Here is a 25,016-nt window from a genome sequence, read left to right on the forward strand (position 1 = left end):
CACGGGAATGTAATCGATCGCCGATGCGGGCCCATCTGTTTAGAGTGTGCGCGTGGCAGAAAAGTTGCATCCCAGCGTGGCGAAGGTGTCCGCCGTCCTTCGCGAGCTCGGCGCGACCGGTGAGGTCGTCGTCCTGACCGATCCCGCTCCGACGGCCGCCACGGCCGCGGCGCAGCTCGGCTGCGAGGTCGGCGCGATCGCCAACAGCCTGGTCTTCGACGCCGACGGCGAGCCGCTGCTGGTGCTCACCAGCGGCGCCCACCGGGTGGACACCTCCCTGATCGCCGGAGTGGCCGGCGCCGCGAAGGTCCGGCGTGCCAGTCCCGACTTCGTCAAGGCCGCGACCGGGCAGACGATCGGCGGGGTGGCCCCGGTCGGGCACCCGGCGCCGATCCGCACGCTGGTCGACACCTGGCTGGCCAAGCACGAGGTCGTCTGGGCCGCCGCCGGGCACGTCCACACGGTCTTCCCGACGACGTTCGACGAGCTGGTGCGGGTGACCGGCGGCACGCCGGTCGAGGTGGAGTGAGTCAGGCAGGCCCGATCGGCGTGCTGCTAGTGTGCGAAAAGTGATCGAACTGCGACGCGCCGGCCCCGAGGAGTTCGCCGCCTCGATCGCCACCGTGATCGACATCTACACGGTGGCGATGCGCCCGCCGGACGACCAGCTCTCGGGCCGGCAGAGCATCATGCGCCACCACGCCACCTACCCGGACTTCACCTGCCTGCTGGCCGAGGAGGCCGATGGGGCCGTCATCGGCTTCGGGTACGGCTTCCACGGCTCGGCCGGCCAGTGGTGGCACGACGTCGTGCGCCGCGCGCTGGAGGAGCGCGAGGGCGCGCCGGCCGCGGCGGCCTGGTTCGACAACGCCCTGGAGATCGCCGAGGTCCACGTGCGCCCGGAGTACCAGGGCAAGGGCGTGGGGCGGCGGCTGGTGCACGGCCTGTGCGCGGGAAGGGGCGAGCGTACGGCGGTCATGTCCACCCACGACGAGCCGACGGCCGCGCGGCATCTCTACCGGCGGCTGGGCTTCGTCGACCTGATCACGATGTACGTCTTCCCCGGCGGGTACGAGCGGTACGCCATCGTGGGCGCCCCGCTGCCCCTCCCCCCGATGCCCTGACCCCGCCGCTCTCCCCTACGGCTCCGCACCCCCTGGGCCCGCAGGCGCCGGACGCCCGCCGCTCTCGGCGTCGCGGTGACCGGAGGCGGGGTCCTGAGCCCGGCGCCCAGGACCCTGACCGCCGGGTGGCTCGACGTGCTCGTGCGCTGTCCATGAACGCTGACCGGGTCGGACGCCGTAGCCGGCATCGCCGTACCACGCCCCGCCAACCCGGCGCCGATCACATCCCGCACATGGCCGCAGCGGGGAGCCGCGCCCGGTGAACGTACGCGATCACCGCGCTAGCCGACGGGAGCGGGGGCGGGCACCAGCGCCTGGTAGACCTCGCGGGTCGCGCTCGACTTGTTGAAGGTGATGAAGTGGATGCCCGGCGCCCCCTCGTCGAGGAGGGTCTGGCACAGCTCGGCGGCGTGCTCGATGCCGAGGCGGCGCACCGCGGCCGGGTCGTCGGCCACGGCCTCGAACCGCGCCGCCACGTCGGGCGGGAACGGAGCCCCGGAGAGCTGCTCCGACCGGGCGATCGTGCTCACCTGGGTGACCGGCATGATGCCGGGGATGATGGGCGTGTCGCAGCCCGCGGCGGCCACCCGGTCACGCAGGCGCAGGTAGTCCTCGGCGCGGAAGAACATCTGGGTGATGGCGTAGTCGGCGCCGGCCCGGCACTTGCGGACGAAGTACTCGGTGTCGGACTCCACGGACGGGGACCTCGGGTGCCGGTAGGGGAAGGCCGCGACGCCGACGCAGAAGTCGCCCGACTGGCGGATCAGGCGGACGAGGTCTTCGGCGTACGCGACGCCCTCGGGGTGCTTGGTCCACTCGGCCAGCGGGTCACGGCCGGGCGGGTCCCCGCGCACGGCGAGGATGTTGCGCACCCCGGCCCCGGCGAACCTGCCGACCAGGTGGCGCAGCTCGCGCACCGAGTGCTCGACGGCGGTGAAGTGCGCGACCGGCGTGAGCGTCGTCTCGTGGGCCAGCCGCTCGACGATCTCGACCGTGCGGTCGCGGGTCGAGCCGCCGGCGCCGTAGGTCACCGAGACGAAGGTCGGCTGCAGCCGCTCGAGGTCACGGATGACGTGCCACAGCTGCCGCTCCCCCGCGTCGGTCTTCGGAGGGAAGAACTCGAACGAGAACGAACGCCGCCCGGAGGCGAGCAGCTCCCGCACCGTCGGAACGCGGTCGGGAAGGACTGATGGACGACCCAGAGCCATGCTGCCAAGGCTACAGGTCCACGCCCTCGCGCACCGATCGCCAACGTGCGCTTTCTCGTCACGGTCCCATCGCCGGCCCTGATCGTGCGCCGCTCACGGCCGGTCGCGGCCGGGCCGGCGGCGTGCGGAAGGCCGCCGGGACAGGCCTGGTGAGGCGTGAAACCACAGTGCCACAGCGGTGTCGTCACGATTGTGGGCTCACCCGGGCGTGACCGGCACGGTGGTCTCGCACTTCAGACCGTAACGGGGAACGCGCCTTCCCCGGCAGGCGCGTCTCGTAACACGAGGGGAGGCCGATCAGCGGCCCGTTGTGGGGCCGTTAATCTCAGAGCATGCCCACTTCCTTCGCCCTGTCGGACGTGTTCCTCGCCGAGGTGGACCAGCGCCTGCGAGCGTTCGTCGACCGGCAGCGCCCCCTGATCAGTGGTCCGGAGCTGAACCCTCTCCTCGAAGCCGCCGAGGACTTCCTGTCGGGCGGCAAGCGCCTGCGCCCGGCGTTCTGCTACTGGGGCTGGCGGGGCGCCGGCGGAGGCGACGACCCCGCGATCTTCACCGCCGCCGCCTCACTGGAGTTGCTCCAGGCGAGCGCCCTGATCCACGACGACGTCATGGACGCCAGCGACCTGCGCCGGGGCCGGCCCGCGGCCCACCGCCGGTTCCAGGCGCTGCACGAGGAGTCCGGCTGGCAGGGGTCGGCCGAGCAGTTCGGCGAGGGTGCCGCGGTGCTGCTGGGCAGCCTCCTGCTGGTGTGGTCGAGCGAGATGTGGCGGACGAGCGGGCTGCCGGCCGCGTCGCTGGCCGCCGCCGAGAGGGTGCACGACCAGATGCGCACCGAGCTGATGTGCGGGCAGTACCTCGACCTGCTGGAGCAGGCGCACGGCGGCGGCACCTTCGAGAGCGCGCTGCGGGTCGCCCTGCACAAGAGCGGCAAGTACTCGGTGGAGCAGCCGCTGCGTCTCGGCCTGCTGCTGGCCGCGCGCGCCGAGGAGCCGTGGATCGACCGGCTGTGCGTGGACTACGGGCAGAAGGTGGGCATCGCCTTCCAGCTTCGCGACGACGTGCTCGGGGTGTTCGGCGACCCGGTGGAGACCGGCAAGCCGGCCGGGGACGACCTGCGCGAGGGCAAGCGGACGATGCTGATCGCCCGTGCGCTGTCGGAGGCGACGCCGCGGCAGGCGGCCGACGTGCGCCTGCTGCTCGGCGACCCCAAGCTGGAGGAGGACGGCGTCCGCCGGCTGCGGGAGATCATCGAGGAGACCGGCGCCCTCGCGGCGAGCGAGGAGATGATCAAGCGGTACCTGGACGACGCCCTGGCCTGCCTGGAGAGCGCGCCGATCACCGCCGAGGCCCGCGAAGCCCTGCGCGAGCTGGCCATCGCCGCGACCAGCCGCCGCAGCTGACCGCGCCGCCGCCCGCGGAACCCATGCGTCCGCGGGCGGGCGGTGGAACGAGCCAGGACGCGTCAGGCGGGAGCCAGGCGGCGGGCGAACTCCGCCGCGGCGGCGCCGGGGTCCTCGGCCTCGGTGATGGCGCGCACCACCACGACGCGGGTCGCCCCGTAGGACAGGACGTCGTCCAGATTGCCCAGGTCGATGCCGCCGATGCCGAACCACGGCCGGTCGCCCGGCAGGCCCGCGGCGTGCTTGAGCAGCTCGGGGCCGGGCGCGAAACGGCCCGGTTTGGTGGGCGTCGGCCAGATCGGACCGCAGCAGAAGTAGTCGACCCCCTCCTCCTGCGCCGCGGCGGAGGCCTCGGCCTCGCTGTGGGTGGAGCGGCCGATCAGGACATCGGGCCCGAGGATGTCGCGCGCGACCGCCACGGGCAGGTCGTCCTGGCCGAGGTGCAGCACGTCGGGCCGGGCCGCGTAGGCGATGTCGGCCCGGTCGTTGACCGCGAGCAGGGCTCCGTGCCGGTCGCAGGCCGCGCGGAAGACCTCCAGCAGGTCCAGCTCCTCGCGGGCCTCAAGGCCCTTCTCGCGGAGCTGGACGATGTCCACGCCGTTCGCCAGGACGGCGTCCAGAAAGGACGGCAGGTCGCCCTGGCGGCGGCGTCCATCGGTGCAGAGGTAGAGCCGCGCGTCAGAAAGCGAGCGCTTGGGCACGCCGCTTCACCTCGGTGTGCCGACCTGCGAGGATCGCGTCGACCGGCGCTCCCGGCAGGGAGTCGTCGGCGGTGAACAACCAGCGCAGGGCCGCGACGTCGTCGTACCCCGAGTCGGACAGGACGGTGAGTGTGCCTGGCAGGCCCTTCACCACATCGTTACCTGCGATGAACTTCGCGGGAACCTCCGGCTCGGGTCCGCCACGGCGGACGCCGATCAGCTTCTTGTCCTTGAGAAGCTGCTTGGCCCGGCCGATGCTGAGCCCGAGCCGCCGGCCCACTTCGGTGAGGGGAAGCCATTCCCCTACGAGCTGGTCGGTTTCCCGGTCGATCTGCGCAACAGAAAGCGTCACGCCACCACAACTACCACGTCGCGCGAGTTCTCAAACACCCGGCAGGGGTCACAGGCAGTCGCGCAAGGGTATCGAGGGGTCCATCGCGCGATCGACGTCAAGTCTTTGCCCTCCTTCGACGATGCGGCGGCCCTGTACCAGGTCACGGGGACGGTCGACGGTGAGGATGGCGGCCAGCCGGTCGTCCTCGGTGAGCCAGAACGCCGCCCACTTGCGGCCGGCGCCGGGGTCTCCGCGCATGACCAGCCGGGCGCCCTCGTGGTTTCCGGCGTACTGGACCATGCGGCCGAACTGCTCCGACCAGAAGTAGGGCACCGGGTCGTAGATCGCGCAGTCGCCGAGGAGGCTGGCCACGGCGGTCTCGGGCGCGTTCAGCGCGGTGTCCCAGTGCTCCACGCGCATGCGGCGCCCGAAGCGGCGCGACCACCAGGCCGCGCAGTCGCCCGCCGCCACCACGCGGTCCATCGAGGTGCGCAGCCGCTCGTCGACGACGACGCCGTTGTCCAGTTCGAGGCCCGAGCCGGCCAGCCACGCGACGTTGGGACGCACGCCGATGCCGGTCACGACGACGTCGGCGGGGATCCACGAGCCGTCCATCATGGTGAGGCCGCCGGGGTCGACCGAGCCGACCATGGTGCCGAGCAGCAGTTCGATGCCCGCCTCGGCGTACCAGGGGGCGGTGCAGGCGCCGACCTCGGGGCCGAGGGCCGCGCTGAGCGGGGCGGCCGCGGCCTCGACGACGGTCACCCGGCAGCCGGCGCGCTGGGCGGCGGTGGCGACCTCGGCGCCGATCCAGCCCGCGCCCACGACGACGACACGGGCACCGGGCACCAGCGCGGCGCGCAGGGCGAGCGCGTCATCGATGGTGCGCAGCACGTACTGCGGGCCCTCGCCGCGCAGCCGGATCGGAGAGGCGCCGGTGGCGATCACCAGGCCCTCGTACTCCAGCTCGCCCTCGGTGGTCTCCACGGTGCCCTCGCGCAGGCCCTTGGCGGAGACGTCGGTGCGCACATCGATGTTGAGCGCGCCGAGGTCGGAGTCCACCTCGGTGGAGTCCAGATCGCCCAGCAACACCGCCTTGGACAGGGGAGGCCGGTCATACGGACGATGGGCCTCCTCCCCGATCAGGGTGACGCGCCCTCGGTATCCGCGCGCCCGTAGAGCCTCGACACTCCGCACGCCGGCCAGTCCGGCTCCCACCACCACGACATGATTCACAACTTGACCCTAAGCGGCGAGGATGGTAACTCGCCAACGGCGATTTGGTAACAAATTAGCTCACTAACCCATACGGCCAGTAATGAGACTGCTCATGCGGTAGCGCAAGCCGTACCCGGGGAGGAATGCCCGGGTCCGCGGACACTTCCGGGCGGGAATACCCTTGGGTGGACAGTACGCGCGGGAGCCCGGCGGAACCGGGCTGAGAGGAGGGCTCGCGGCCCTCGACCGCCAGGAACCTGATCCGGATCATGCCGGCGAAGGGAGCGGATCTCCATGGACTCACCACACGCGACGGCGCCCTCCGGCGGCGGCAGCGGCGGTGCCGACCTGGTCGTGGTGGGCGGCGGCGTCATCGGCCTGTCGATCGCCTGGCGGGCCGCGCGCGAGGGCCGCGGCGTCATCGTCATCGACCCGGCGCCCGGGTCGGGCGCCTCGCACGCGGCGGCGGGCATGCTCGCCCCGGTGAGCGAGGTGACCTACACCGAGGAGCCCCTGCTGCGGCTGGGCCTGGCCTCGCTGGCCCGCTGGCCGGCGTTCGCGGCCGAGCTGTCGGAGGAGGCCGGCATGGACGTCGACCACCGCACCGACGGCACGCTCGACGTGGCCTTCACCGCCGACGACCTGGTGGCGCTGGAGGAGATGGCCGGCTTCCTGGAGAAGCTCTCCCTGCCCGTCGAGCGCCTCACCGGGCGCGAGTGCCGCCGGGCGGAGCCGATGCTCGCCCCCGGTGTGCGCGGCGGCATCCTGGCCTCGGGCGATGCCTGGGTCGACCCGCGCCGGGTGACGGCCGCCCTGCTCGCCGCCCTGGCCCGCCGCGGCGTACAGATCGTGACCGACCGGGTGACCGGGCTGGTCACCACCGACCGGACGGTGACCGGCGTGCGGTGCGCGTCCGGCGCGACGTTCTGGGCCGGCCTCGTGGTGCTGGCCGCCGGGGCCTGGTCGGGCTCGCTGGACGGCCTGCCGCCGGAGGCGCTCCCGCCGGTGCGGCCGGTGAAGGGGCAGATCATGCGGCTGCGGGGCGCGCCGGGCCTCCTTACCCGGTGCGTGCGCGGCATGGTGCACGGCTCACGTGCCTACCTGGTGCCGCGCGGCGACGGCGAGATCGTCCTCGGCGCCACGCAGGAGGAGATGGGGTTCGACACACGGGTGACCGCCGGGGCCCTGTGGGAGTTGCTGCGCGACGCCCGTGAGCTGGTGCCCGGCATCACCGAGCTGGAAGTCGCCGACGTGTCGGCGGGGCTGCGCCCGGGGACGCCGGACAACCTGCCGGTCATCGGGCCGAGCGGCCTGGACGGGCTGGTCCTGGCGACCGGCCACCACCGCGGCGGCGTCCTGCTGGCCCCGCTCACCGCGGACCTGGCCACCGCGGCCTTCGGCCCCGGCCCCGCGCGGTCCATGGAGCGCACAACGCCCGCGGAGCGGGCGGAGCCCGCGAAGCCCACATGGCCGGCACAGCCCGCGGATCACGCGTGGCCTGACGGCCTCGCGCCGCTGGCCGCGCTCTGTGCCCCGTCGCGTTTCTCCTGACCACTCGGGGCACCGTCCCGCCCCTCCTCTCCCCCCCTCGAACGCCCGCACGAACCTCGAACCGACCCGAACGCAGCTCGAACGAAGGAGGAACGGGGCCCGCGCCCCTGGCGATGCGGCCAGGGCTCCCCCGCCCCGGAACGCCGATGAACGTCTTGATCAACGGAGTCCCGCACGACCTGCCCGCCGACGCGACGGTGCGGCGGGCCGTACAGGAGCTGACCTCGGCCGTCGCGGGCGTCGCGGTGGCGGTGAACGACGAGGTGGTGCGGCGCGGCGCCTGGGACTCGACCCCGCTGTCGGAGCACGACCGCGTCGAGGTGCTGACGGCGGTGCAGGGTGGCTGACCGCGACACGACCCCGGCACGGAGCGGGCAGGCACAGGGCGGGCAGGACATGAGGAAGGAGCGCGGGGTGACCGGGTACGGCACGAGCGGAGAAGACGCGATGACCGGGGACGGGACGGCGCAGGGATGGGACACCGGCCTCGACGGCGACGTGCTGGTCGTCGCCGGCGAGAAGTTCACCTCCCGGCTGATCATGGGCACCGGGGGCGCGCCGTCGCTGGACGTCCTGGACCGGGCACTGGACGCGTCCGGCACCGAACTCACGACGGTGGCCATGCGCCGGCTGGACCCCGCCGCACGCGGATCGGTGCTCGACGTGCTGCGCGCCCGCGGCATCAGGGTGCTGCCGAACACGGCCGGCTGCTACACGGCCGGCGAGGCCGTGCTCACCGCCCGCCTGGCCCGCGAGGCGCTCGGCACGAACTGGGTGAAGCTGGAGGTCATCAGCGACGAGCGGACCCTGCTCCCCGATCCCATCGAGACGTTCGACGCCGCCGAGCGACTGGTCGCCGACGGGTTCGTCGTGCTGCCCTACATCGGGGACGACCCGGCCCTCGCCCGGCGGCTGGAGCAGGCCGGATGCGCGGCGGTCATGCCGCTCGGCTCCCCCATCGGCTCCGGCCTCGGCATCCGCAACCCGCACAACATCGAGCTCATCGTGGAGGCCGCGGGCGTCCCGGTGATCCTGGACGCCGGCATCGGCACGGCGAGCGACGCCGCGCTGGCGATGGAGCTAGGATGCGACGCGGTCCTGCTCGCCAGCGCGGTCACCCGCGCGCGGCGGCCCGGGCTGATGGCGACGGCGATGCGCGAGGCCGTCATCGCAGGTCGCATGGCGCGCCTCGCCGGTCGGATCCCTCGCCGGCGGTACGCTGAGGCCTCTTCACCGGCGATCGAGCCCGGTGCCAGGTGACAACGACGAGCCCTTCGGGACGGGAGAACATGTCGGCATCGGTTTGGGATGTGCTTGCCCTCGGCCTGGCAAACCGCCCGTAAACTCACTCCCGTGGACACGACGGTTGCGGACCCCCTTCTAGGGCGGCTGCTGGACGGGCGTTATCGGGTCGAGTCCCGGATCGCCCGGGGCGGCATGGCCGCCGTCTACCTCGCGCTGGACGTCCGGCTCGACCGCACGGTCGCCCTGAAGGTCATGCACCCCTCGCTCGCCGAGGACCCCGATTTCGTGCGGCGTTTCATCGGCGAGGCCAAGTCCGTGGCCAGCCTGTCGCACCCGAACGTCGTCCATGTCTTCGACCAGGGCGCCGACGCCGGCAACGTCTATCTGTCGATGGAGTACGTCCCCGGGCGCACCATGCGCGACGTGCTGCGCGAGCGCGGCCGCCTGCCCGCGCGCGAGGCCCTGGAGATCATGATCCCGGTGCTGGCCGCCCTCGGCGCCGCGCATCAGACCGGCATGGTGCACCGGGACGTCAAGCCGGAGAACGTCCTGCTCAGCGACGACGGCCGGGTCAAGGTGGCCGATTTCGGGCTGGCCCGCGCCATCGACGCGGGCAACCAGACCAAGACCGGTGTCATGATCGGCACTATCGCGTACATGTCGCCCGAGCAGGTCACCTCTGGGGTGGCCGACACGCGCAGCGACGTGTACGCCGCTGGGGTGATGCTGTTCGAGCTGCTGACCGGGCAGCAGCCCTACCTGGGCGAGAGCCCCATGTCGGTGGCCTACCGCCACGTCCACGACCGGGTGCCCGCGCCGTCGACGCTCGTGCCGGGCGTCCCGGCCGCGCTCGACGCGCTGGTGCTGGCGGCGACCGACCGCGACCCCGCGCGCCGGCCGACCGACGCGACCGCGATGCTCGTCGCCGCCGTCGAGACCCACCGGGTGATGCCGCACGACTCCACGCCGCAGCGCCCGCTTCCCGGCGCGACGTCGCCCTCCATGCCCCGCGGGTTCGGCGCCCCGCCCGCCAACCCGACGATGGTCGCCTCACGCACCGAGATGCTGGCCGCCCCCGAGATCGCCCCGCCCGCGCCCGCCAGGCGCCGCGGCGTGCGGCCCGTCTGGTTCCTGGCCGCGCTGGCGGTCGTCATGGTCGCCGCGATCGCCGGCACCGGCTGGTGGTTCTCCGAGGGCCGGTACACCAAGGTCCCCGAACTGCTCGGCCTCAACGTCGCGCTGGCCAAGGCGCAGGCCGAGAAGCAGGGCTTCACCGTCAAGATCGGCCCGGCCGAGCACGACGACAAGCTCGCCGAGGACAAGGTGCTGCGCAGTGACCCCGAGCCGGGCAAAGAGGTGCTGAAGGACGCCGTCATCACCCTCATCCCGTCCTCCGGGCCGGTGAAGGTCCCGGTGCCGAACGTGGTCAACCTCTCCGAGGGCGACGCGCGGGCCAAGATCTCCGAGGTCGGTCTCACGCCGGGCAGCGTGAGCCGGGTGCCGAGCGACACCGTCCAGCGTGGTCTGGTGATGCGCACCAGCCCGGCCGTGGGCACCAGGCTCCGCGAGGGCAGCAAGGTGCAGCTCGTGCTCAGCGCCGGGCTGCTGATGCCCGACGTCAGCGAGATGCAGTGCGACCAGGCCGACGCCTTCCTGCGGCAGAAGGGCTTCAACCCGACGGTCGTCCAGCAGACCGACCAGGCCCAGCCCAACACGATCATCGCGCAGGTCCCCGCGGCCCGCGCCGAGGTGACGGCCGGGCAGGCGGTGCAGCTCACCTGCTCCAAGGGACCCGACACCGGCTTCCACTGGCCCTGGGAGAACCCGGACAACGCCCAGCCCGGCCAGGCCCTGGTGCCCATCCCGGACGTCCGCTTCAAGAAGGTCACCGACGCCGTGAGCGAGCTGCGCACCGCGGGCTTCCGGGTCCGGGTCCGCAAGATCGCCGGGACCGGTGCGGTGGTCGCGGAGAACCCCCTCGGCCAGGCCCCGGCCGGCACCCGCGTCACCATCTGGCACTGACCGCCGCTGACCCGTGATCGCCCTCATGGAGGGCGTCGCAGCGGGATCTCGCAGGCCGGCGGGGACGGCATGCGTCCTCGCCGGCGATCCTCGGCACGGCGTCCCGATCCGCCGGCGCTGATCGGCCCCGGGATCGGGACGCCGGCCGACGCGTGCGCACTCTCGGGAGAACGTGCCCATGTCGCGGCGTGGCCGGTCTACCGGCGTTGCGGCGAGCGGTGGGTGGCGTGGCACCTCGACAGCGCCGCCTCGCGCCGGCGACACGCCGGCGGCCACCGGCCCTGAGGTGTACGCCGAGCGCACCATGGCGACGGACTCGGGAACGGCTCCCCGACCTGGCCCCCGATGGGCCGGACGGGACCGGTCAGGGGTCCGGGTCGTCCGGGGCCGGGGGGAGTCGCGGGTCGGCGCCGGTGCCGGGTTTGCGGGGACGGCCCGGACGGCGGCGCCAGCGGGCGCCGAAGGCGGCGATGTCGGCCCGATCCCAGAGCTTGCCCGCGGCCAGCACATAACGGGGCGCCGGGAAGTCGGGCCGCTCGGCGAGCTGGTGCACGCGCGCGCGGGAGACACCGAGGATCTCGCCCGCCTCGACCGCGCCCACCAGGTCCGCACGGCCCGGCTCGCGGCGCGCCAGCTCGGCCAGGGCGATCAGCAGCAGGTCGGCGGTGGGCCAGTCGCGGCGGCCCAGCCCACCCAGCTCGACCGCGAGCCCGGTGACGTCGGCGGCGGTGTACCCGAGGGCGACGGCGATGTGTCTGGCGGCCACGAGCAGCTCATGGTCGCGCGGCGACCGCACGCGTTCCATGGCCCGAGCATGCCCAAACCCTTGAAGCCGCGCAAGGGTTGCCCGCCTCAGCCGGGCGGGGCGGGGGTGCCGTAGAGCCGGAGCCGTCCCATGCCGCCGTCCGGGTGGATGGCCAGGCGCACATGAGTGACCACCCGCTCCCCGGTGAGCCGGAAACGGTGGCGGGTGTCGGGCTGCAACGCGGTGCGGGACAGCAGGTCGAACCACTCGGCGTCCTCCCCCGGCGTGCCGCCGCCGCGCGCGTCCGCGCCGTGCAGGGCCGCGGCGCCGGGCGCGTTGTAGACGAGGTTGGCGGTGTCGAGCTCGGCGAGGCGGATCACCCCGGGGGCGGCGAGCCGCACGACCAGCCAGTCGTGGCCGCCGTCCCGCCGGCGGGCGGTCTCCCAGCCCTCGGCCTGGTGGCGGGGCAGGCCGGGGGCGATGACGTTGAGCGGCGAGGAGTAGAACTCGTCCGAGCAGGCGGTGACCAGCGCGCCGTTCTCCAGGGCCGCGAGGTCCACCGGCATGTCGGCCCACAGCGCGCGGTCGGGCACCACCTCGCCGTGCACCCGCAGCCGCGCCACGCCGCCGTCCGGGTGGATGTTGAGCCGGACGTGCGTGTACCGCCGGCCGCCGGGCACCGCGAAGAAGTGCTCGCTGTCGCCGGTCAGCGGGCTCTTCGGCACGATCTCGGTCCAGGCGGCCGCGGTCAGCTCGGCCACCGAGGGATGGCCCGCCATCTCGCACGCCTCGACCCAGGCGTGCGGCGGGTAGTTGCCGGTGAACCAGGCGGTGTCCACCACCACGCCCCTGATGACGCCCGGCATGCCGAGCCGGACGATCGCCCAGTCGTGCCCGGGGTCGCGCCGGCGGCGGGTCTCCCAGCCGTCGTACACCTGCCCGCGCGGCCCGAACGTCCCGGGCTGGAAGGCGGGCCTGCCGGGCCTGATCAGCGCCTGGCGCTCGGCGAAGGACTCGTCGCTGGCGGCGAGCACCGACCCGCCGTACGAGCGCAGCGCCAGATCGGGGAGCCGGGCCGGGTCCGCGGACCCGTTCCGCGCCGGGGTCCCTGCCGGGTCGCGTACCGGGCCGTGCGGCGGGCGGAGGGTCACAGGAGGGCTCCGAAGGGCGGGGTGGAGTCGGTGACGGGCCTGCCGCGCAGCCACGTGGCGCCGACCACCCCGGTCAGCGTGCGGCCGTGGTAGGGGGTGAGCGGGTTGCGGTGGCGCAGCTCGGCGGCGTCCACGGTGAACGCGGCGGTGTCGTCGAAGGCGACCAGGTCGGCGTCGGCACCCACGGCGATGCGGCCCTTGGCCGGCAGGCCCGCGAGCGCCGCCGGCCCCCGCGCCATCCACTCGGTCACCCGGGTCAGGGGGTGCCCGCGCTCGCGGGCCTCGGTCCAGATGGCGGGCAGGCCGACCTGGAGTGAGGAGATCCCGCCCCAGGCGGTGGCGAAGTCGGGCGTCTTCAGGTCGGGCGTGGAGGGCGAGTGGTCGGAGACGACGCAGGTCAGCACGCCGGCCGCGAGCCCCTGCCACAGCTCGTCGCGGTTGCCCTCGTCTCTGATGGGCGGGCAGCACTTGAACTCGGGGCCGCGCACCTGGCCGGCGGTGAGGGTCAGGTAGTGCGGGCAGGTCTCGGCGCTGACCCGCACGCCGTCGCGCTGCGCGGCCTCCAGCGGCTCCAGGCAGGCGGCGGCCGACACGTGCAGGATGTGCGCGCGGGCTCCGGTGTCGCGGGCGGCGGCGATGACCCGCTCGACGGCCCGCCGCTCGGCCTCCCCAGGCCGCGAGTCCAGAAATTGGCGATATGTCGGACCGACCGGGTCGGTGAGCAGTGCGGGGTCCTCGGCGTGCACCACCATGAGCCCGTCGAACGCGGCCAGCTCGCGCATCGCCGCGCGCAGCCCCGTCTCGTCCAGCGGCGGGAACTCCTCCACGCCCGAGGGCGACAGGAAGCACTTGAACCCGTACACGCCCGCCTCGTGCAGCGGCCGCAGCTCCGCGGCGTTGCCGGGGATGGCGCCGCCCCAGAAGCCGACGTCGACGGCGCACTTCCCGGCCGCCGCGGCCCGCTTGACCGCCAGGGCCGCGACGTCCACGGTGGGCGGCAGGGAGTTCAGCGGCATGTCGATGATCGTGGTGACGCCGCCGGCCGCCGCCGCCCTGGTCGCCGTGGCGAAGCCCTCCCAGTGGGTACGGCCCGGCTCGTTGACGTGCACATGGCTGTCCACCAGGCCGGGCAGCAGGCACACCTGCCCGAGGTCCACCCGCTCCGCGGCGCTCGCCTCGGCGTCGTAGGGCAGCAGGGCCGCGATCACCCCGTCCCGGACGGCCACCGCCAGCGCCCGCTCCCCACCGGGGAGCACGACCCGCCGCGACCGCACCACCAGGTCGAACGGCCCCGCCTCGAGGTGCGGATCACCGGGTTGCCGCCCACCGGCCGGTGCGGCCTCGGAGCCGTCGGTACGGGAGGGCCCTAGGCCCCGCGCGCGCGAAGCCGCAAGGCGCGGAGCAGGCACGGATCCGGGACTGTCGGCGGCGAGGAGAGCGGGGCCCTCCACACCGGGGTGAGTGGGGCCGTCCGGCTGGGAGTGCGCAGCGCCGTCCGTACGAGAGGGAACGGCAGGACGCTCCGCGGGGAAAGGCGGGCCACCGGGGGCCGAGGAGGCCTGCGCGGGCCCCGGCGCGGTCGGGCGGGCGGGGTCAGTCGCGGACATGGGCGGGCACCTCCGGGAGCCGGTCGGCGACGAGTGTGGCGGCGAGCCGTTCCAGCAGCGGGCCGGCCTCGGCCATGCAGCGGCGCACGTCCGCCTCGATGTCGGTCAGCGCGAACGCCGCCTGGATGCCCGCCGCGCGCAACTGCTCGCCGGTGAGGGTCCGCCGGCCGCAGACGGCGACGACCGGCACCCCGGCGCGGCCGGCCGCCTCGGCGACCCCGGCCGGGGCCTTGCCGCGCAGCGTCTGCTCGTCGAGCGACCCCTCCCCGGTCACCACCAGGCGGGCGCCGGCGAGCCGGTCGGCGAAGCCGAGCAGGTCCAGCAGCAGGCCGATGCCCGGCCGGACCCGCGCGCCGAGGAAGGCCAGCGCGGCGAACCCGACGCCGCCCGCCGCCCCGGCACCCGGGGCGTCGCGCAGGCGCACGCCCAGCTCGCGCTCGGCGACGTCCGCCCAGTGGGCCAGCCCCTCCTCCAGCCGGGGCAGCTCGTCCGGCCCGGCGCCCTTCTGCGGGCCGTACACGGCGGCGGCGCCGTCCGGGCCGAGCAGGGGGTTGTCCACGTCGCTGGCCACGACGAACGCGGTGCCGGCCGGCCGGGTGAAGCCGGACAGGTCCAGGGTGCGCAGGTCGGTCAATGCTCCCCCGCCGGGGGGCAGTTCGCGGCCGCGGGCGTCGAGCAGGCGCACGCCGAGGGCGCGCACCATGCCCGAGCCGCCGTCGGTGCAGGCGCTGCCGCCCAGGCCGAGCACGATCTGCCGGGGGCGGTGGCGCAGCGCCGCCGCGATCAGGTCGCCGGTGCCGTGGCTGGTCGCGGTGAGCGGGGCGAGCCGGCCTCCGGTGAGCCGGTGCAGGCCGGAGGCCTCGGCCAGCTCGACCACGGCGACGTCGCCTCGCAGGGCGTAGGCCGCGCGCACCGGCTCGCCGGTGGGCCCGGCGGCGACGGTCTCGGCCCGCCGGAACCCGCAGGCGACGGCGGCCTCGACCGTGCCGTCCCCGCCGTCGGCCACCGGCATGGTGACCACCTCGACCTCCGGATGGGCGGCGCGCAGCCCGGCGGCCACGCGCCCGGCCACCTCGACGGCGCTGAGAGATCCTTTGAACTTGTCCGGCGCGACCAGCACATGTCCCGACATCACCCGGCGACCTCCACTCCACCTGTCCCGACCTCGCCCGGGGAGCCGCGCCATGGCCGCTCCCGGGCGTGCCCGGGCGGCCGCGGCGTCCCCAGGAGAATCTTCCACGGCGCGCGGCCGGCGATCACGACCGGCCCCACGGGCGGACGGCGATGCCGCGGTCGGCGGCCAGGCGGAGCAGGCGGCGGTGCGCGTCCGCGCCGGCCCGGCCGGCGGCGTCGTGCGGCACCGAGCGCAGCTCGCCGTCGGCCACCACGGTGCGCCCGGCGACGAGCACCCGGGCCACGGGCGGCTGCGCGCCGAAGACCAGCGCGCACACGGGGTCGTCCACGGCCGCGGCGTACCCGTCCACCCGCCACAGCACGATGTCGGCCAGCTTGCCCGGCTCCAGCGAGCCGATCTCGTCGGCGCGTCCCAGGCAACGGGCGCCGCCGAGGGTGGCGATCTCCAGGGCCTGCCGGGCGGTGAGGGCGGCCGGGCCGTAGCGGGCCCGCTGGAACAGCAGCGCCTGCCGCATCTCACCCCCGAGCGGGGTGAGCTCGCTGGAGGCGGCGCCGTCCACGCCGAGCCCGACGACCGCCCCCTCCCGCAGCATCTCCGAGACCCGGGCGATGCCCGCGCCGAGCCGGCCGTTGGAGCTCGGGCAGTGCGCCGAGCCGGTGCCGGTGGCCGCGAAGCGCTGGATGTCGCGATCATGCAGGTGGACGGCATGGGCGAACCACACGTCCGGGCCGAGCCAGCCGAGCTTCTCCATGTAGTCGACCGGCGTGCAGCCCATCTGCTCCAGGCAGTGCTCCTCCTCGTCGAGGGTCTCGCACAGGTGGGTGTGCAGGCGGACCCCCTTGGCCCGGGCGAGCGCGGCGGCCTCGGTCATCAGGTCGGCGCTGACCGAGAACGGCGAGCAGGGGGCCACGGCGACCCGCAGCATCGATCCGGGCGAGGGGTCGTGGTAGGCGTCGATGGCCTCGGCCGTGGCCGCGAGGATCTCCGGAAGGCTCTCCACCACCTCGTCCGGCGGCAGGCCGCCCTGTGAGGCGCCGCGGTCCATCGAGCCGCGGCAGGGGTGGAAGCGCAGGCCGATGTCGCGGGCGGCCTCGATCTCGGCGGCGAACAGGTCGCCCCGGCCCTTGGGGAAGATGTAGTGGTGGTCGGTGGTCGTGGTGCAGCCCGACAGGGCGAGCCAGCCGAGCCCGGCGGTGGCGGCGCCCTTGACCACCTCGGCGTCCATGGCCGCCCAGACGCGGTAGAGCGCGGTGAGCCACTCGAACAGTGTCGCGTCCTGGGCCAGGCCCTGGGACGCCCACTGGTACAGGTGGTGGTGGGTGTTGACCAGGCCGGGGGTGGCCAGGCAGCCGGTGCCGTCGATGCGCTCCGCGCCCGGCGCCTCGGGGCCGGGGCCCTCACCGAGCGCGACGACCCGGCCGTCGCGGACGTGCAGGTACCCGCGGGTGATCTCCGGACCGGTGACCGGGGCGATCGCCACGTTCTCGATGACCGTCTCGGACGCGTGCCCGCCGCCCGCCGCGCTCCTGGTCACAGCCGTGTTCCCGTTGTTCCCGTTGTTCCCGCTGTCCCCGTCCGTGCTCCCGCCCTGCGCCACGCCGCCGCCCATGGTCTGCGCTCCGTTCCGCTCGTGGTCTCGCTCATCGGGTCTCGGGGTTCCCGCTCCCGGTCACGGTCATCGCGTTCCGCCGCCGAGCCCGGTCATCAGGAGCGGTCTTCGGTGCCGGTCCGGGCCGCGCCCCTGCGGGCGGCGGCCAGGCGCACGGCGTCGAGGATCTTCTCGTACCCCGTGCAGCGGCACAGGTTGCCCGCCAGGGCCTCGCGGATCTCGGCGTCGCTGGGCTCGCCGACCCGTTCGATCAGGTCGTGCGCCTGGACGAGCAGGCCGGGGGTGCAGAAGCCGCACTGCACGGCGCCGCACTCGACGAACGCCTCCTGGATCGGGTGCAGCCGGCCGCCGTCGGCGAGCCCCTCGACGGTGCGCACCCGGCGGCCGTCGGCCTGACCGGCGGCCACCAGGCAGGCGCACACCGGCAGCCCGTCGAGGTAGACCGTGCAGGAGCCGCACTCGCCCTGCTCGCAGGCGTTCTTGGCGCCGGGCAGCCCCATGCGCTCCCGCAGCACGTACAGCAGGCTCTCGCCCTCCCAGACGCCGTCGACCGTCTCGTCCCTGCCGTTGACGGTGAGGTGCACGCGCATCACGCGGCCGCCTTTCCCCGGTAGTCGTTCCAGGCCCATGTGAGCGTGCGGCGGGCGAGCACCGCGATCGCGTGGCGCCGGTAGGCCGCGGTGCCGCGCACGTCGTCGATGGGCGAGGCGGCCTCGGCGGCCAGCTCGCCGAACCGCGCGAGCAGCGCGGGGTCGAGCGCCGTCGCGCCGGACCAGTCGAACTCGCGCGCGGCGAACTCCTCGGCGGCGCGGGCGCGCAGCGGGGTGGGCGCGGCCGAGCCGACGGCGGCGCCGAGGCGGCGCTCGCCCGGGTGCAGCGCCAGGGCGAACGAGCAGACGGCGATCACCATCGCGTTGCGAGTGCCGACCTTGGAGAAGTACTGGGGGCCGGTGGCCGGGCGCAGGTGCACGGCGCGGATCAGCTCGTCGGGTTCGAGGGCGTTGCGCTTGACGCCCAGGTAGAACCCGGTGGCCGGGATCATGCGGGTGCCGCGGGCGGCGGACTCGGCCTCGATGACGGCGTCGCAGGCGAGCAGCGGCGGGTGGGCGTCCCCCGCCGGTGAGGCGGCGCCGAGGTTGCCGCCGACCGTGCCGCGGTTGCGGATCTGCGGCGAGCCCACCGTGCGGGACGCCTGGGCGAGGCCGGGGAGCCGGTCGCCCAGCTCGGTGATGATCCGCGCGTACGGCACGCCGGCCCCGACCCGCAGCAGCCCGTCAGCGGTGAGCTCCCAGTCGCCGAGCTCGCCGATCGCGGTGAGGTCGAGCAGCGCGGGCGGGCGGCGTACATCGAAGTTGATCTCGACCATGACGTCCGTGCCGCCCTGGATGGGCACGGCCGTGGGGTCGGCGGCCTTGGCGGCCAGCGCCTCGGCCCAGGTGGCGGGTCTCAGGAAGTCCATCGGTTGCGTCCTCCTCGTCGCGGCCGGCGCGCTCAGTCCCAGGCCGGGCCGGCCGGCGGGGCGCCGTCCCGGAGCACGGCGCCCTCGATCAGGCCGTAGGGCCGGTCGGCCGCGAAGTACACCTCGTTGTCGTTGTCCATGCCGAACGGCGCGAGGTCGACCAGGAAGTGGTGCTTGTTGGGCAGCTCCAGCCGTACCTCGCAGATCTCCGGGCGGGCGAGCAGCACGCGCTCTCCCATCGCGAAGAGGGTCTGCTGCAACGACAGGCTGTGCGTGCCGGCGAAGGCGTCCAGCAGGCACTCGCGCGCCTCGGCGTACGAGCGGCCGTAGTCGCGCTCGCCGCCGGAGCCGGTGCGGCCGGCGTACGGGGCGTGCCGCCAGCGGGCGGTGACGGCGGTGGCCAGGACGCGGTCGGTGGCCGGCGCCAGCGTCGTGTACTCGTCCTGCACGAAGCCGTGGAACTCCGAGCCGGTGGAGTTGAGCACGACCAGGTCGCGCAGGCCGGACACGACGGCGGAGGAGCCGTCCCGGTCGTGGTGGACCACGCAGGTGCGCACCTCGGTCCCGGAGCGGGCGAACGAGTGCGGGCCCCGGCGCTCCCAGCCGTACTCCTCCACCGCCACCCTGGCGTGGTGGATCGTGGGCTGGGAGTCGACGAAGTGGCGGGCCAGCAGCAGGGCGAACTCCTCGATCTCCCCGATGCCGTGCTTCTTGGCGAAGGCGTAGACGGTGTTCTTCTGCGAGTCGGTGGGCAGCACGGCGGCGTTGTCGCCGCTGCGGTGCACCTGCTCCATCTCTCCCGAGAGCGAGACGCTGACGTTGCAGTCCTTCAGGTGGTGGACCTCGCCGTCGCGGGTGACGTGGACGACGCGGGTCTCGGCCTTGCCGTAACGGTTGGGCCCGAGCACGATGGCCATCGTCAGCTCCCCCGGTAGGTCGAGTAGGCGAACGGGCTGATCAGCAGTGGGACGTGGTAGTGCTGCTCGGGGTCGGCCACGACGAACGTGACGACGACCTCGGGGTAGAAGCCGACCACTCCGCTCGCGGCGAAGTAGGCGCCGGTGTCGAACACCAGGCGGTGCACGCCCCTGCCCGGCTCACCGGGGGGCAGCCACTCCGCCAGCCGGCCGTCGTCGTCGGTCACGCCACTGCCGACGACCCGGTCCCCCTGGTACAGGGTGACGGTCATGCCCTCGGCCGGCCGGCCCCTGCTGGAGTCCAGCACATGGGTGGACAGGCTCACATTCCCTCCCGGTCTCCGTCGCCCCGGCCGTGTGCACCGGGTCCGCCGCTCCCACCGCTCTCGGTCTCCCCGCCGCCACCGCCGCGCCCGCCGCCTCCCGGAGCATCACCGGCCGCGAGCTCCGCGAGCTTCGCGAGCTTCAGGGCACGGAGCGCGGCGATCTCGGCGAGTTCCTCTCGGACCACGGAGCGCTCGGCGTCCTCGTCGTTGCCCAGCCGGTCCCGCAGCCGGTCGAGCATCTCCGGGGCGGACAGGCCGGTGGCGCACACCAGGTACACGTGGCCGAAGCGCCGCTCGTACTCGGCGTTGCCCGCGGCCAGCCCCGCCAGCACCTTGCGGTCCGCCCCGGCCGTACCGGACTGCTCGGCACGGGACCAGGACGCCTCCCGGGCCTCCCCGGCCGGCCGGTCGCCGATGCGCGGGTGCGCGGACAGCGCCTCCAGCACCTCGGGCCAGCTCAGCCCGCGGACGGCCTCCCGGACGGCGGCGCCCAGCGTGGCGGCGTCGGCGAACGGCCGCGCTCCGGCGACCCGCCGGGCGAACGCGGGGGCGGCGCAGCAACTCAGCAACTCCCGCTCGGCCTCAGGAGGGCTGAGCGCGTTGAGCCCGGAAAGACCGGGCCGGCCGGGCGTGACGTTCGGCATGCCAGCTAGTGAACCCTCGCCGGCGGGCCGGGTCCAGCGGCGGGACCTCCCAAGTGCGGCAACGCATCGTCATGAATTTTCGTGTCATGCTCCAACGCCCGCGGCGGGCCGGCCTGCCCGCCCGGACGTCGGCCCAGGTGGCGGCACACCGCGTGCGGCGCGGCGCTCGTCCCAGGGGCGTCATCGCCCGGACCGACGCGCCGCCCACCTGGCGCGAGACGCACCGGAGCCTCTCCCATAAGCTGGGAGCATCATGACGGTTACCTCTCTCATCGGCGGCCACGTGCTGGTCGCGGGCGGTCTGGCCACCGGCGGGCTGCGGTACGCGGCCGAGATCGAGGCCGAGGTCGTCCAGGTCTTCGTGACCAACCCGCGCGGCTGGGCGCTCAACGACGGCAAGCCCTCCGAGGACGCCGCGCTGCGCGAGTCCGGCGTGCCGGTGTTCCTCCACACCCCCTATCTGGTGAACATGGGCTCGCCCACCGCCGACACCCTGGAGAAGTCCACCGAGAGCGTCCGGCACGCGCTGCGGCGCGGCGCCGAGATCGGCGCGCTCGGCGTGGTCGTGCACACCGGGTCGGCGGTGAGCCAGTCGAAGGACGCCGCGCTGCGGCAGCTCCACGAGCACCTGCTGCCGCTGCTGGAGGAGATCCCCGAGGACGGTCCCGACCTGCTGCTGGAGCCGATGGCCGGCCAGGGGCAGATGCTGTGCGCCACCGTGCAGGACCTCGGCCCCTACCTCGACGCGCTGGACCACCACCCGCGGGCGAACATCTGCCTGGACACCTGCCACGCCTTCTCCGCCGGGCACGACCTCGCCGCCCCGGGCGGCGTGGCCGAGATGCTGGACGCCCTGCACGCCGTCGCCCCGGGCCGGCTGAAGCTCGTGCACGCCAACGACTCCAAGGATCTGTGCGGCTCCAAGCGCGACCGCCACGAGAACATCGGGGCCGGGCACATCGGCACCGAGCCGTTCGCCGATCTGCTGCGCCACCCGGCGGCCGCGGGCGTGCCGCTGTGCATCGAGACCCCCGGCAAGGCCGACAAGCACCGCGAGGACATCCTGCTGCTGAAGAAGCTCCGCGAGTCCGTCACCGCCGCGGCCGGCTGAACGCCTCCGTCCGGCCCTTGCGGCGCGGGCAGGCCGGACGACGTGCGGCCCTGGCGAGCAGGGCACGGGCGGGGCGTTCGCCAACGAGATCCGGCCGCCCCCCTTTGGGCCGGATCACGTGCGGGGCCTTGCGGCCGATCGGCGAACACCCCGCCCCGCCCGGCCGACGGGCCCTACCCCCCGGTAAGGGCCCGGCGACCTTCGGCGTCACCGGCGGCGCGTGTGGGCGCGCCGGACCCGGTGATCACCATCGGGATCCGCGTGTCCAAGGTCCGTCCGCCCTTGTCAGGGCCGGTGTCCCCCCCGGTCACGCAGAGTGGCTCTTCGATGCGGACGACATTACGTTGGGTCATCGCGGTCGTGCCGGCTCTTGCGGCTCCGCTCGCCGAGCGGTGCGTAGTCCTCGATATGCGGAGCGTCACGGCGCGACGAGCGGCGCGCCCGGGCCGACGAACGGTGGCGCGGGGGCTCGCGCGCCCGCCGCTCAGCCCTCCGGCCGCTGCGCGGGCGGGGCGCCCCGGTGCCCTGGCCCTTCGCCCGAGGCCGGCTCGGTGCCGGGCGCGCGAGCGGCCTGGCCGCCGGCCTCGGACGCCTCGGCGCCGGGCGCGGGCGGCGCGGGGCAGGCCGGGAGGCCGAAGGCCGGGGACGGGGGGACGCGGAACTGCCGGACGAGCTGGTCGCGGACGCGGCGGCTGTGGCGGCGGCTCACCGGCAGGGTCGTCTCGCCGACGCGGAGCACGATGCGGCCCTCGTCGAAGCGCATCTCGGTGACGTGCCGGGCCGACACCAGCGTGCTGCGGTGGATCCGGATGAACCCCGAGGACGCCCAGCGGCGCTCCAGGGCCGCCAGCGACATGCGCACCAGGTGGGTGCCGTCGGCGGTGTGCAGGCGCACGTAGTCGCCGCTGGCCTCGGCGTAGGCCACGGTGTGCTGGTGGACGAAGCTGGTGCGTCCGCTCAGCTCGACCGGGATGACGTCGTCCATCGCGGGCTCGGGCGCCGCCGGGCCATAGGTGGCCTGTTCCAGCCGGCGCACGGCCTCGGCGACCCGCTCGGGCCGCAGCGGCTTGAGCAGGTAGTCGACGGCCTCCAGCTCGAACGCCTGCACCGCGCGGTCGTCGTGCGCGGTGACGAAGACCAGCTTGGGCGGGTTCGGGAACGCGGCGACCAGCCTGGCGAGGTTGAGGCCGTCGAGGCCGGGCATGCGGATGTCGAGGAAGACGCCGTCGAGCCGGTCCCCCGCGCCGATCATCGCGACCATGTCCTGCAGGGCCGTGACGCCGTCCGAGGCCGTCAGGACCTGCTCGACGCGGCTGTCCTGCCGCAGGAGCAGGGCCAGTTCCGACAGCGCGTGCACCTCGTCGTCGACCGCCAAGACACGGAGCATGGGGACACGCTGCCGCCCGGACCGCCGCTCAGGCAAGCCCTCTATCAACATTCGGTAGTGACCCGAATGCGATTAGCTCTGGTTGCGCCGGGTTTTCGGTACGCGCATGCGCACGGTCGTGCCCTTGTCCGGAGCGGTGTCGATCACCAGCCCGTACTCCTGACCGTAGATCTGGCGCAGCCGGACGTCGACGTTGGCCAGGCCGATGCCTCCTCCCTCGCCGCTGGGCTGCTCGCCGGTGAGCAGCCGGCGCACCCGCTCGGGCTCCATGCCCGCGCCGTCGTCCCCGACGGTGATGTGGACCTCGTCGCCGGCGTCGCGCACCACGACGCTCACCTCGCCGGAGCCCCGGCCGTGCCGGATGCCGTGGGTGATGGCGTTCTCCACCAGGGGCTGCAGGCACAGGAAGGGCACGGGCACCGGCATGACCTCCGGGACGACGTCGACGACGTAGCGGAGCTTCTCCCCGAAGCGGGCCCGCTCCAGCAGCAGGTAGCGGTCGACGCAGGTGAGCTCGTCGGACAGCGTGGTGAAGTCTCCGGAGCGCCGCAGGGCGTGCCGGGCGAAGTCGGCGAAGTCCAGCAGCAGCTCCCGGGCCCGGTCGGGCTCGCTGCGGGTGAAGGAGGCGATCGTGGCCAGTGAGTTGCAGATGAAGTGCGGGGAGATCTGCGCGCGCAGCGCCCGCCTCTCGGCCCGCAGCGCCCGGCGCCGGACGGCGTCCAGCTCGGCCAGTTCGAGCTGCCCGGACGCCCACCTGCCGACCTCGGTCGCCGCGCGCACCAGCGTGGCGCTCACCCGCGGGTCGTAGGCGGCGAGCGCGCCGATGACCCGCCCGTCGACGGTCAGCGGCACCACGACGGCGCTGCTGATCGCGCAGTCGTCGGCCTCGCAGAACAGCTCGTCGCCGGCGACCACGTGCGGCCGCCCGCCGGCCAGGATGCCGTGGACGTGCGCGAGCAGATCGCGCACGTGGTCTTCGCCGGGCGGCTCCCCCTCGCCGTCCCAGGCGAGCATCTGCTCGGTGGAGGTGACCACGAGCGCCGTGGCGCCGACCAGGACGCGCAGGTGGCGGACGGCCCTGCGGGCCGAGTCGCGGGAGAGCCCGGCCCGCAGGTAGGGAGCGGCGACCGAGGCGGTGTGCAGTGCCGTGCACGCGGCCTCGGGGGCGTCCCCCGGACGGTCGCCGGGCCCCGCGCCGGGGCCACGGCGGGCCAGTCCGTACCCGAGAAGGCCGCTCAGGGCGCACAGCAGCGCCCACCCGGTGTGCAGCATGCGGGCAACCGTAATCGGTCACCGTCGGTGAGCGTGGGCGAACGCGGAGAGAACGCCTCGCGTCAGGCCGGGCCCTCGCCGGGCTCCTCCTGGTAGGCGTACCGCTGCTCGCGCCAGGGGTCGCCGACGTTGTGGTAGCCGCGCTCCTCCCAGAACCCGCGGCGGTCGGCGAGGAGGTACTCCACCGCGCGCACCCATTTGACGCTCTTCCACGCGTACAGGTGGGGGACGACCATGCGCACCGGCAGGCCGCGCTCGGCGGTCAGCGGCTTCTCGTCCAGTTCGAGAGCGAACAGGGTGGTGTCGCGCTGGAAGTCGGACATGCGGATGTTGGCGCTGTAGCCGTACTCGCCCCAGATCATGACGTGGGCGACGCCGGGAGCGGGCGGGACCAGGTCCAGCAGGACGGTGGCCGGGACGCCGCCCCACTCGCTGCCCATGATGGAGAACTTGGTGACGCAGTGGAAGTCGGCGATGACGCTGGTGCGCGGCAGCGCGGAGAACTCCGGCCAGGCGAAGCGGGTCTCCTCCCCGGACGCCGTCGCGCCGAACACCGCCAGGTTCCAGCGCTCCGGGCGGAACTGCGGGACCCGTCCGTAGTGCAGGACGGGGTGGCCACGCGGGACGTACTGCCCGGGGGGCAGGCGAGCTTCCTCCGTATGATCCGGCACGCAGCAATCCTGCCACCGCGCTCCTGACCGCGTGTCATTGGCACCCCGTTAGCGCGGTGACCGCGTCCCTGCCTCGGGGTACCCCCTTTTCCGTGCCACGGCCGGCCACGATCCGGGCGAGGCGGGGCCGGGCCGCCGGGGCAGGGGTCACCCCGGCGCGGGCGGCGGGCGGCGTCGCG

25 protein-coding genes and 1 riboswitch are annotated in these 25,016 nt (G+C 74.3%); of the genes, 8 read left to right on the forward strand and 17 right to left on the reverse strand.

What is annotated here, in order from left to right; genetic code table 11:
* Positions 1-52: 52 nt before the first annotated feature.
* Both IEY93_RS29230 and IEY93_RS29235 read left to right on the forward strand, forming a co-directional pair.
* Positions 53-529, forward strand: a complete 477-nt coding sequence (locus IEY93_RS29230; RefSeq protein ID WP_189166364.1) for a YbaK/EbsC family protein — start codon at positions 53-55, stop codon at positions 527-529.
* A gap of 40 nt (positions 530-569) precedes the next feature.
* Entirely contained in the window at positions 570-1,124 is a 555-nt protein-coding gene (locus IEY93_RS29235; RefSeq protein ID WP_229691573.1) for a GNAT family N-acetyltransferase, read from the forward strand.
* A gap of 281 nt (positions 1,125-1,405) precedes the next feature.
* Here the strand turns inward: IEY93_RS29235 and metF are convergent, their stop codons facing one another.
* Positions 1,406-2,332, reverse strand: coding sequence for a methylenetetrahydrofolate reductase [NAD(P)H] (gene metF, locus IEY93_RS29240; protein WP_189166365.1), 927 nt, complete (start codon positions 2,330-2,332; stop codon positions 1,406-1,408).
* A gap of 332 nt (positions 2,333-2,664) precedes the next feature.
* On the opposite strand from metF, the gene IEY93_RS29245 reads away from it, so the two are divergent.
* Complete coding sequence (locus IEY93_RS29245) at positions 2,665-3,732, forward strand: polyprenyl synthetase family protein (protein ID WP_189166366.1); 1,068 nt, start codon at positions 2,665-2,667, stop codon at positions 3,730-3,732.
* A gap of 62 nt (positions 3,733-3,794) precedes the next feature.
* Here the strand turns inward: IEY93_RS29245 and thiE are convergent, their stop codons facing one another.
* The 3 genes from thiE to IEY93_RS29260 are packed head-to-tail and all read right to left on the reverse strand — an operon-like array spanning position 3,795 to position 6,003.
* The gene (gene thiE / locus IEY93_RS29250; RefSeq protein WP_189166367.1) at positions 3,795-4,433 is read right to left on the reverse strand and encodes a thiamine phosphate synthase; all 639 of its coding nucleotides are present in this window, start codon (positions 4,431-4,433) and stop codon (positions 3,795-3,797) included.
* Positions 4,411-4,785 carry an Rv2175c family DNA-binding protein gene (locus tag IEY93_RS29255; protein ID WP_189166368.1) on the reverse strand — a complete coding sequence of 125 codons (375 nt, stop codon included), beginning with the start codon at positions 4,783-4,785 and terminating at the stop codon, positions 4,411-4,413. The genes thiE and IEY93_RS29255 overlap by 23 nt, the downstream gene beginning before the upstream one ends.
* A 48-nt stretch (positions 4,786-4,833) precedes the next feature.
* The gene (locus tag IEY93_RS29260; protein WP_189166369.1) at positions 4,834-6,003 is read right to left on the reverse strand and encodes an NAD(P)/FAD-dependent oxidoreductase; all 1,170 of its coding nucleotides are present in this window, start codon (positions 6,001-6,003) and stop codon (positions 4,834-4,836) included.
* A 170-nt stretch (positions 6,004-6,173) separates the two neighbouring features.
* Positions 6,174-6,286, forward strand: a riboswitch (TPP riboswitch).
* On the opposite strand from IEY93_RS29260, the gene thiO reads away from it, so the two are divergent.
* From thiO to pknB, 4 genes are all read left to right on the forward strand, one after another.
* Positions 6,280-7,536, forward strand: a complete 1,257-nt coding sequence (gene thiO, locus IEY93_RS29265) for a glycine oxidase ThiO (RefSeq protein ID WP_189166370.1) — start codon at positions 6,280-6,282, stop codon at positions 7,534-7,536. (Overlaps the previous riboswitch by 7 nt.)
* 146 nt (positions 7,537-7,682) lie before the next feature.
* Positions 7,683-7,883, forward strand: coding sequence for a sulfur carrier protein ThiS (gene thiS, locus IEY93_RS29270; protein ID WP_189166371.1), 201 nt, complete (start codon positions 7,683-7,685; stop codon positions 7,881-7,883).
* 100 nt (positions 7,884-7,983) lie between these two features.
* Positions 7,984-8,796, forward strand: a complete 813-nt coding sequence (locus tag IEY93_RS29275) for a thiazole synthase (protein ID WP_203967845.1) — start codon at positions 7,984-7,986, stop codon at positions 8,794-8,796.
* A gap of 93 nt (positions 8,797-8,889) precedes the next feature.
* Complete coding sequence (gene pknB / locus IEY93_RS29280) at positions 8,890-10,803, forward strand: Stk1 family PASTA domain-containing Ser/Thr kinase (RefSeq protein WP_189166372.1); 1,914 nt, start codon at positions 8,890-8,892, stop codon at positions 10,801-10,803.
* Positions 10,804-11,167: 364 nt separating this feature from the next.
* Here the strand turns inward: pknB and IEY93_RS29285 are convergent, their stop codons facing one another.
* From IEY93_RS29285 to uraD, 10 genes are all read right to left on the reverse strand, one after another.
* Positions 11,168-11,608 carry a hypothetical protein gene (locus IEY93_RS29285; RefSeq protein ID WP_189166373.1) on the reverse strand — a complete coding sequence of 147 codons (441 nt, stop codon included), beginning with the start codon at positions 11,606-11,608 and terminating at the stop codon, positions 11,168-11,170.
* Positions 11,609-11,655: 47 nt separating this feature from the next.
* Positions 11,656-12,699, reverse strand: coding sequence for an allantoicase (gene alc / locus IEY93_RS29290; protein WP_189166374.1), 1,044 nt, complete (start codon positions 12,697-12,699; stop codon positions 11,656-11,658).
* A complete protein-coding gene (gene allB, locus IEY93_RS29295) occupies positions 12,696-13,976 on the reverse strand; it encodes an allantoinase AllB (protein WP_307837530.1) in 1,281 nt (426 codons plus the stop codon). The genes alc and allB overlap by 4 nt, the downstream gene beginning before the upstream one ends.
* Before the next feature lie 316 nt (positions 13,977-14,292).
* Positions 14,293-15,438 (reverse strand): glycerate kinase, encoded by a 1,146-nt coding sequence (locus IEY93_RS29300; protein WP_189166376.1) that lies wholly within the window; start codon positions 15,436-15,438, stop codon positions 14,293-14,295.
* Between the two features lie 124 nt (positions 15,439-15,562).
* Positions 15,563-17,050: an 8-oxoguanine deaminase gene (locus IEY93_RS29305; RefSeq protein WP_189166377.1), complete on the reverse strand. Its 1,488-nt coding sequence runs from the start codon at positions 17,048-17,050 to the stop codon at positions 15,563-15,565.
* A gap of 95 nt (positions 17,051-17,145) precedes the next feature.
* Positions 17,146-17,640, reverse strand: a complete 495-nt coding sequence (locus tag IEY93_RS29310) for a (2Fe-2S)-binding protein (RefSeq protein WP_189166428.1) — start codon at positions 17,638-17,640, stop codon at positions 17,146-17,148.
* Complete coding sequence (locus IEY93_RS29315; RefSeq protein WP_189166378.1) at positions 17,640-18,509, reverse strand: FAD binding domain-containing protein; 870 nt, start codon at positions 18,507-18,509, stop codon at positions 17,640-17,642. The genes IEY93_RS29310 and IEY93_RS29315 overlap by 1 nt, the downstream gene beginning before the upstream one ends.
* 32 nt (positions 18,510-18,541) lie before the next feature.
* On the reverse strand, positions 18,542-19,426 hold the full coding sequence (gene pucL, locus IEY93_RS29320) for a factor-independent urate hydroxylase (protein WP_189166379.1): 885 nt from the start codon (positions 19,424-19,426) through the stop codon (positions 18,542-18,544).
* A 2-nt stretch (positions 19,427-19,428) separates the two neighbouring features.
* Entirely contained in the window at positions 19,429-19,698 is a 270-nt protein-coding gene (gene uraH, locus IEY93_RS29325) for a hydroxyisourate hydrolase (RefSeq protein ID WP_229691581.1), read from the reverse strand.
* A 50-nt stretch (positions 19,699-19,748) separates the two neighbouring features.
* Positions 19,749-20,396 carry a 2-oxo-4-hydroxy-4-carboxy-5-ureidoimidazoline decarboxylase gene (gene uraD / locus IEY93_RS29330; RefSeq protein WP_189166381.1) on the reverse strand — a complete coding sequence of 216 codons (648 nt, stop codon included), beginning with the start codon at positions 20,394-20,396 and terminating at the stop codon, positions 19,749-19,751.
* A gap of 253 nt (positions 20,397-20,649) precedes the next feature.
* Here uraD and IEY93_RS29335 point away from each other — a divergent pair, with 253 nt between their 5' ends.
* Entirely contained in the window at positions 20,650-21,507 is an 858-nt protein-coding gene (locus IEY93_RS29335) for a deoxyribonuclease IV (protein WP_189166382.1), read from the forward strand.
* A gap of 484 nt (positions 21,508-21,991) precedes the next feature.
* On the opposite strand, the gene IEY93_RS29340 is transcribed toward IEY93_RS29335, so the two are convergent.
* The 3 genes from IEY93_RS29340 to IEY93_RS29350 all read right to left on the reverse strand — a co-directional run bounded on the left by IEY93_RS29340 (position 21,992) and on the right by IEY93_RS29350 (position 24,837).
* Positions 21,992-22,894: a LytR/AlgR family response regulator transcription factor gene (locus IEY93_RS29340; RefSeq protein ID WP_189166383.1), complete on the reverse strand. Its 903-nt coding sequence runs from the start codon at positions 22,892-22,894 to the stop codon at positions 21,992-21,994.
* 72 nt (positions 22,895-22,966) lie between these two features.
* Entirely contained in the window at positions 22,967-24,166 is a 1,200-nt protein-coding gene (locus IEY93_RS29345; RefSeq protein WP_189166384.1) for a histidine kinase, read from the reverse strand.
* Positions 24,167-24,228: 62 nt separating this feature from the next.
* Positions 24,229-24,837, reverse strand: coding sequence for a molybdopterin-dependent oxidoreductase (locus IEY93_RS29350; protein ID WP_189166385.1), 609 nt, complete (start codon positions 24,835-24,837; stop codon positions 24,229-24,231).
* Positions 24,838-25,016: the final 179 nt, after the last annotated feature.

Source organism: Sphaerisporangium melleum (assembly GCF_014646695.1).
GTDB classification, from domain to species: Bacteria; Actinomycetota; Actinomycetes; order Streptosporangiales; family Streptosporangiaceae; genus Sphaerisporangium; species Sphaerisporangium melleum.

Coding starts and splice junctions, on each gene's coding strand:
- IEY93_RS29305 (WP_189166377.1), bottom strand. CDS start 17,050: ATGGGCGGCGGCGTGGCGCAGGGCGGGAGCACGGACGGGGACAGCGGG.
- thiO (WP_189166370.1), top strand. CDS start 6,280: ATGGACTCACCACACGCGACGGCGCCCTCCGGCGGCGGCAGCGGCGGT.
- uraD (WP_189166381.1), bottom strand. CDS start 20,396: ATGCCGAACGTCACGCCCGGCCGGCCCGGTCTTTCCGGGCTCAACGCG.
- thiS (WP_189166371.1), top strand. CDS start 7,683: ATGAACGTCTTGATCAACGGAGTCCCGCACGACCTGCCCGCCGACGCG.
- IEY93_RS29345 (WP_189166384.1), bottom strand. CDS start 24,166: ATGCTGCACACCGGGTGGGCGCTGCTGTGCGCCCTGAGCGGCCTTCTC.
- IEY93_RS29245 (WP_189166366.1), top strand. CDS start 2,665: ATGCCCACTTCCTTCGCCCTGTCGGACGTGTTCCTCGCCGAGGTGGAC.
- metF (WP_189166365.1), bottom strand. CDS start 2,332: ATGGCTCTGGGTCGTCCATCAGTCCTTCCCGACCGCGTTCCGACGGTG.
- IEY93_RS29315 (WP_189166378.1), bottom strand. CDS start 18,509: ATGGACTTCCTGAGACCCGCCACCTGGGCCGAGGCGCTGGCCGCCAAG.
- IEY93_RS29335 (WP_189166382.1), top strand. CDS start 20,650: ATGACGGTTACCTCTCTCATCGGCGGCCACGTGCTGGTCGCGGGCGGT.
- IEY93_RS29310 (WP_189166428.1), bottom strand. CDS start 17,640: ATGCGCGTGCACCTCACCGTCAACGGCAGGGACGAGACGGTCGACGGC.
- IEY93_RS29340 (WP_189166383.1), bottom strand. CDS start 22,894: ATGCTCCGTGTCTTGGCGGTCGACGACGAGGTGCACGCGCTGTCGGAA.
- IEY93_RS29300 (WP_189166376.1), bottom strand. CDS start 15,438: ATGTCGGGACATGTGCTGGTCGCGCCGGACAAGTTCAAAGGATCTCTC.
- IEY93_RS29275 (WP_203967845.1), top strand. CDS start 7,984: ATGACCGGGGACGGGACGGCGCAGGGATGGGACACCGGCCTCGACGGC.
- IEY93_RS29285 (WP_189166373.1), bottom strand. CDS start 11,608: ATGGAACGCGTGCGGTCGCCGCGCGACCATGAGCTGCTCGTGGCCGCC.
- uraH (WP_229691581.1), bottom strand. CDS start 19,698: ATGACCGTCACCCTGTACCAGGGGGACCGGGTCGTCGGCAGTGGCGTG.
- pucL (WP_189166379.1), bottom strand. CDS start 19,426: ATGGCCATCGTGCTCGGGCCCAACCGTTACGGCAAGGCCGAGACCCGC.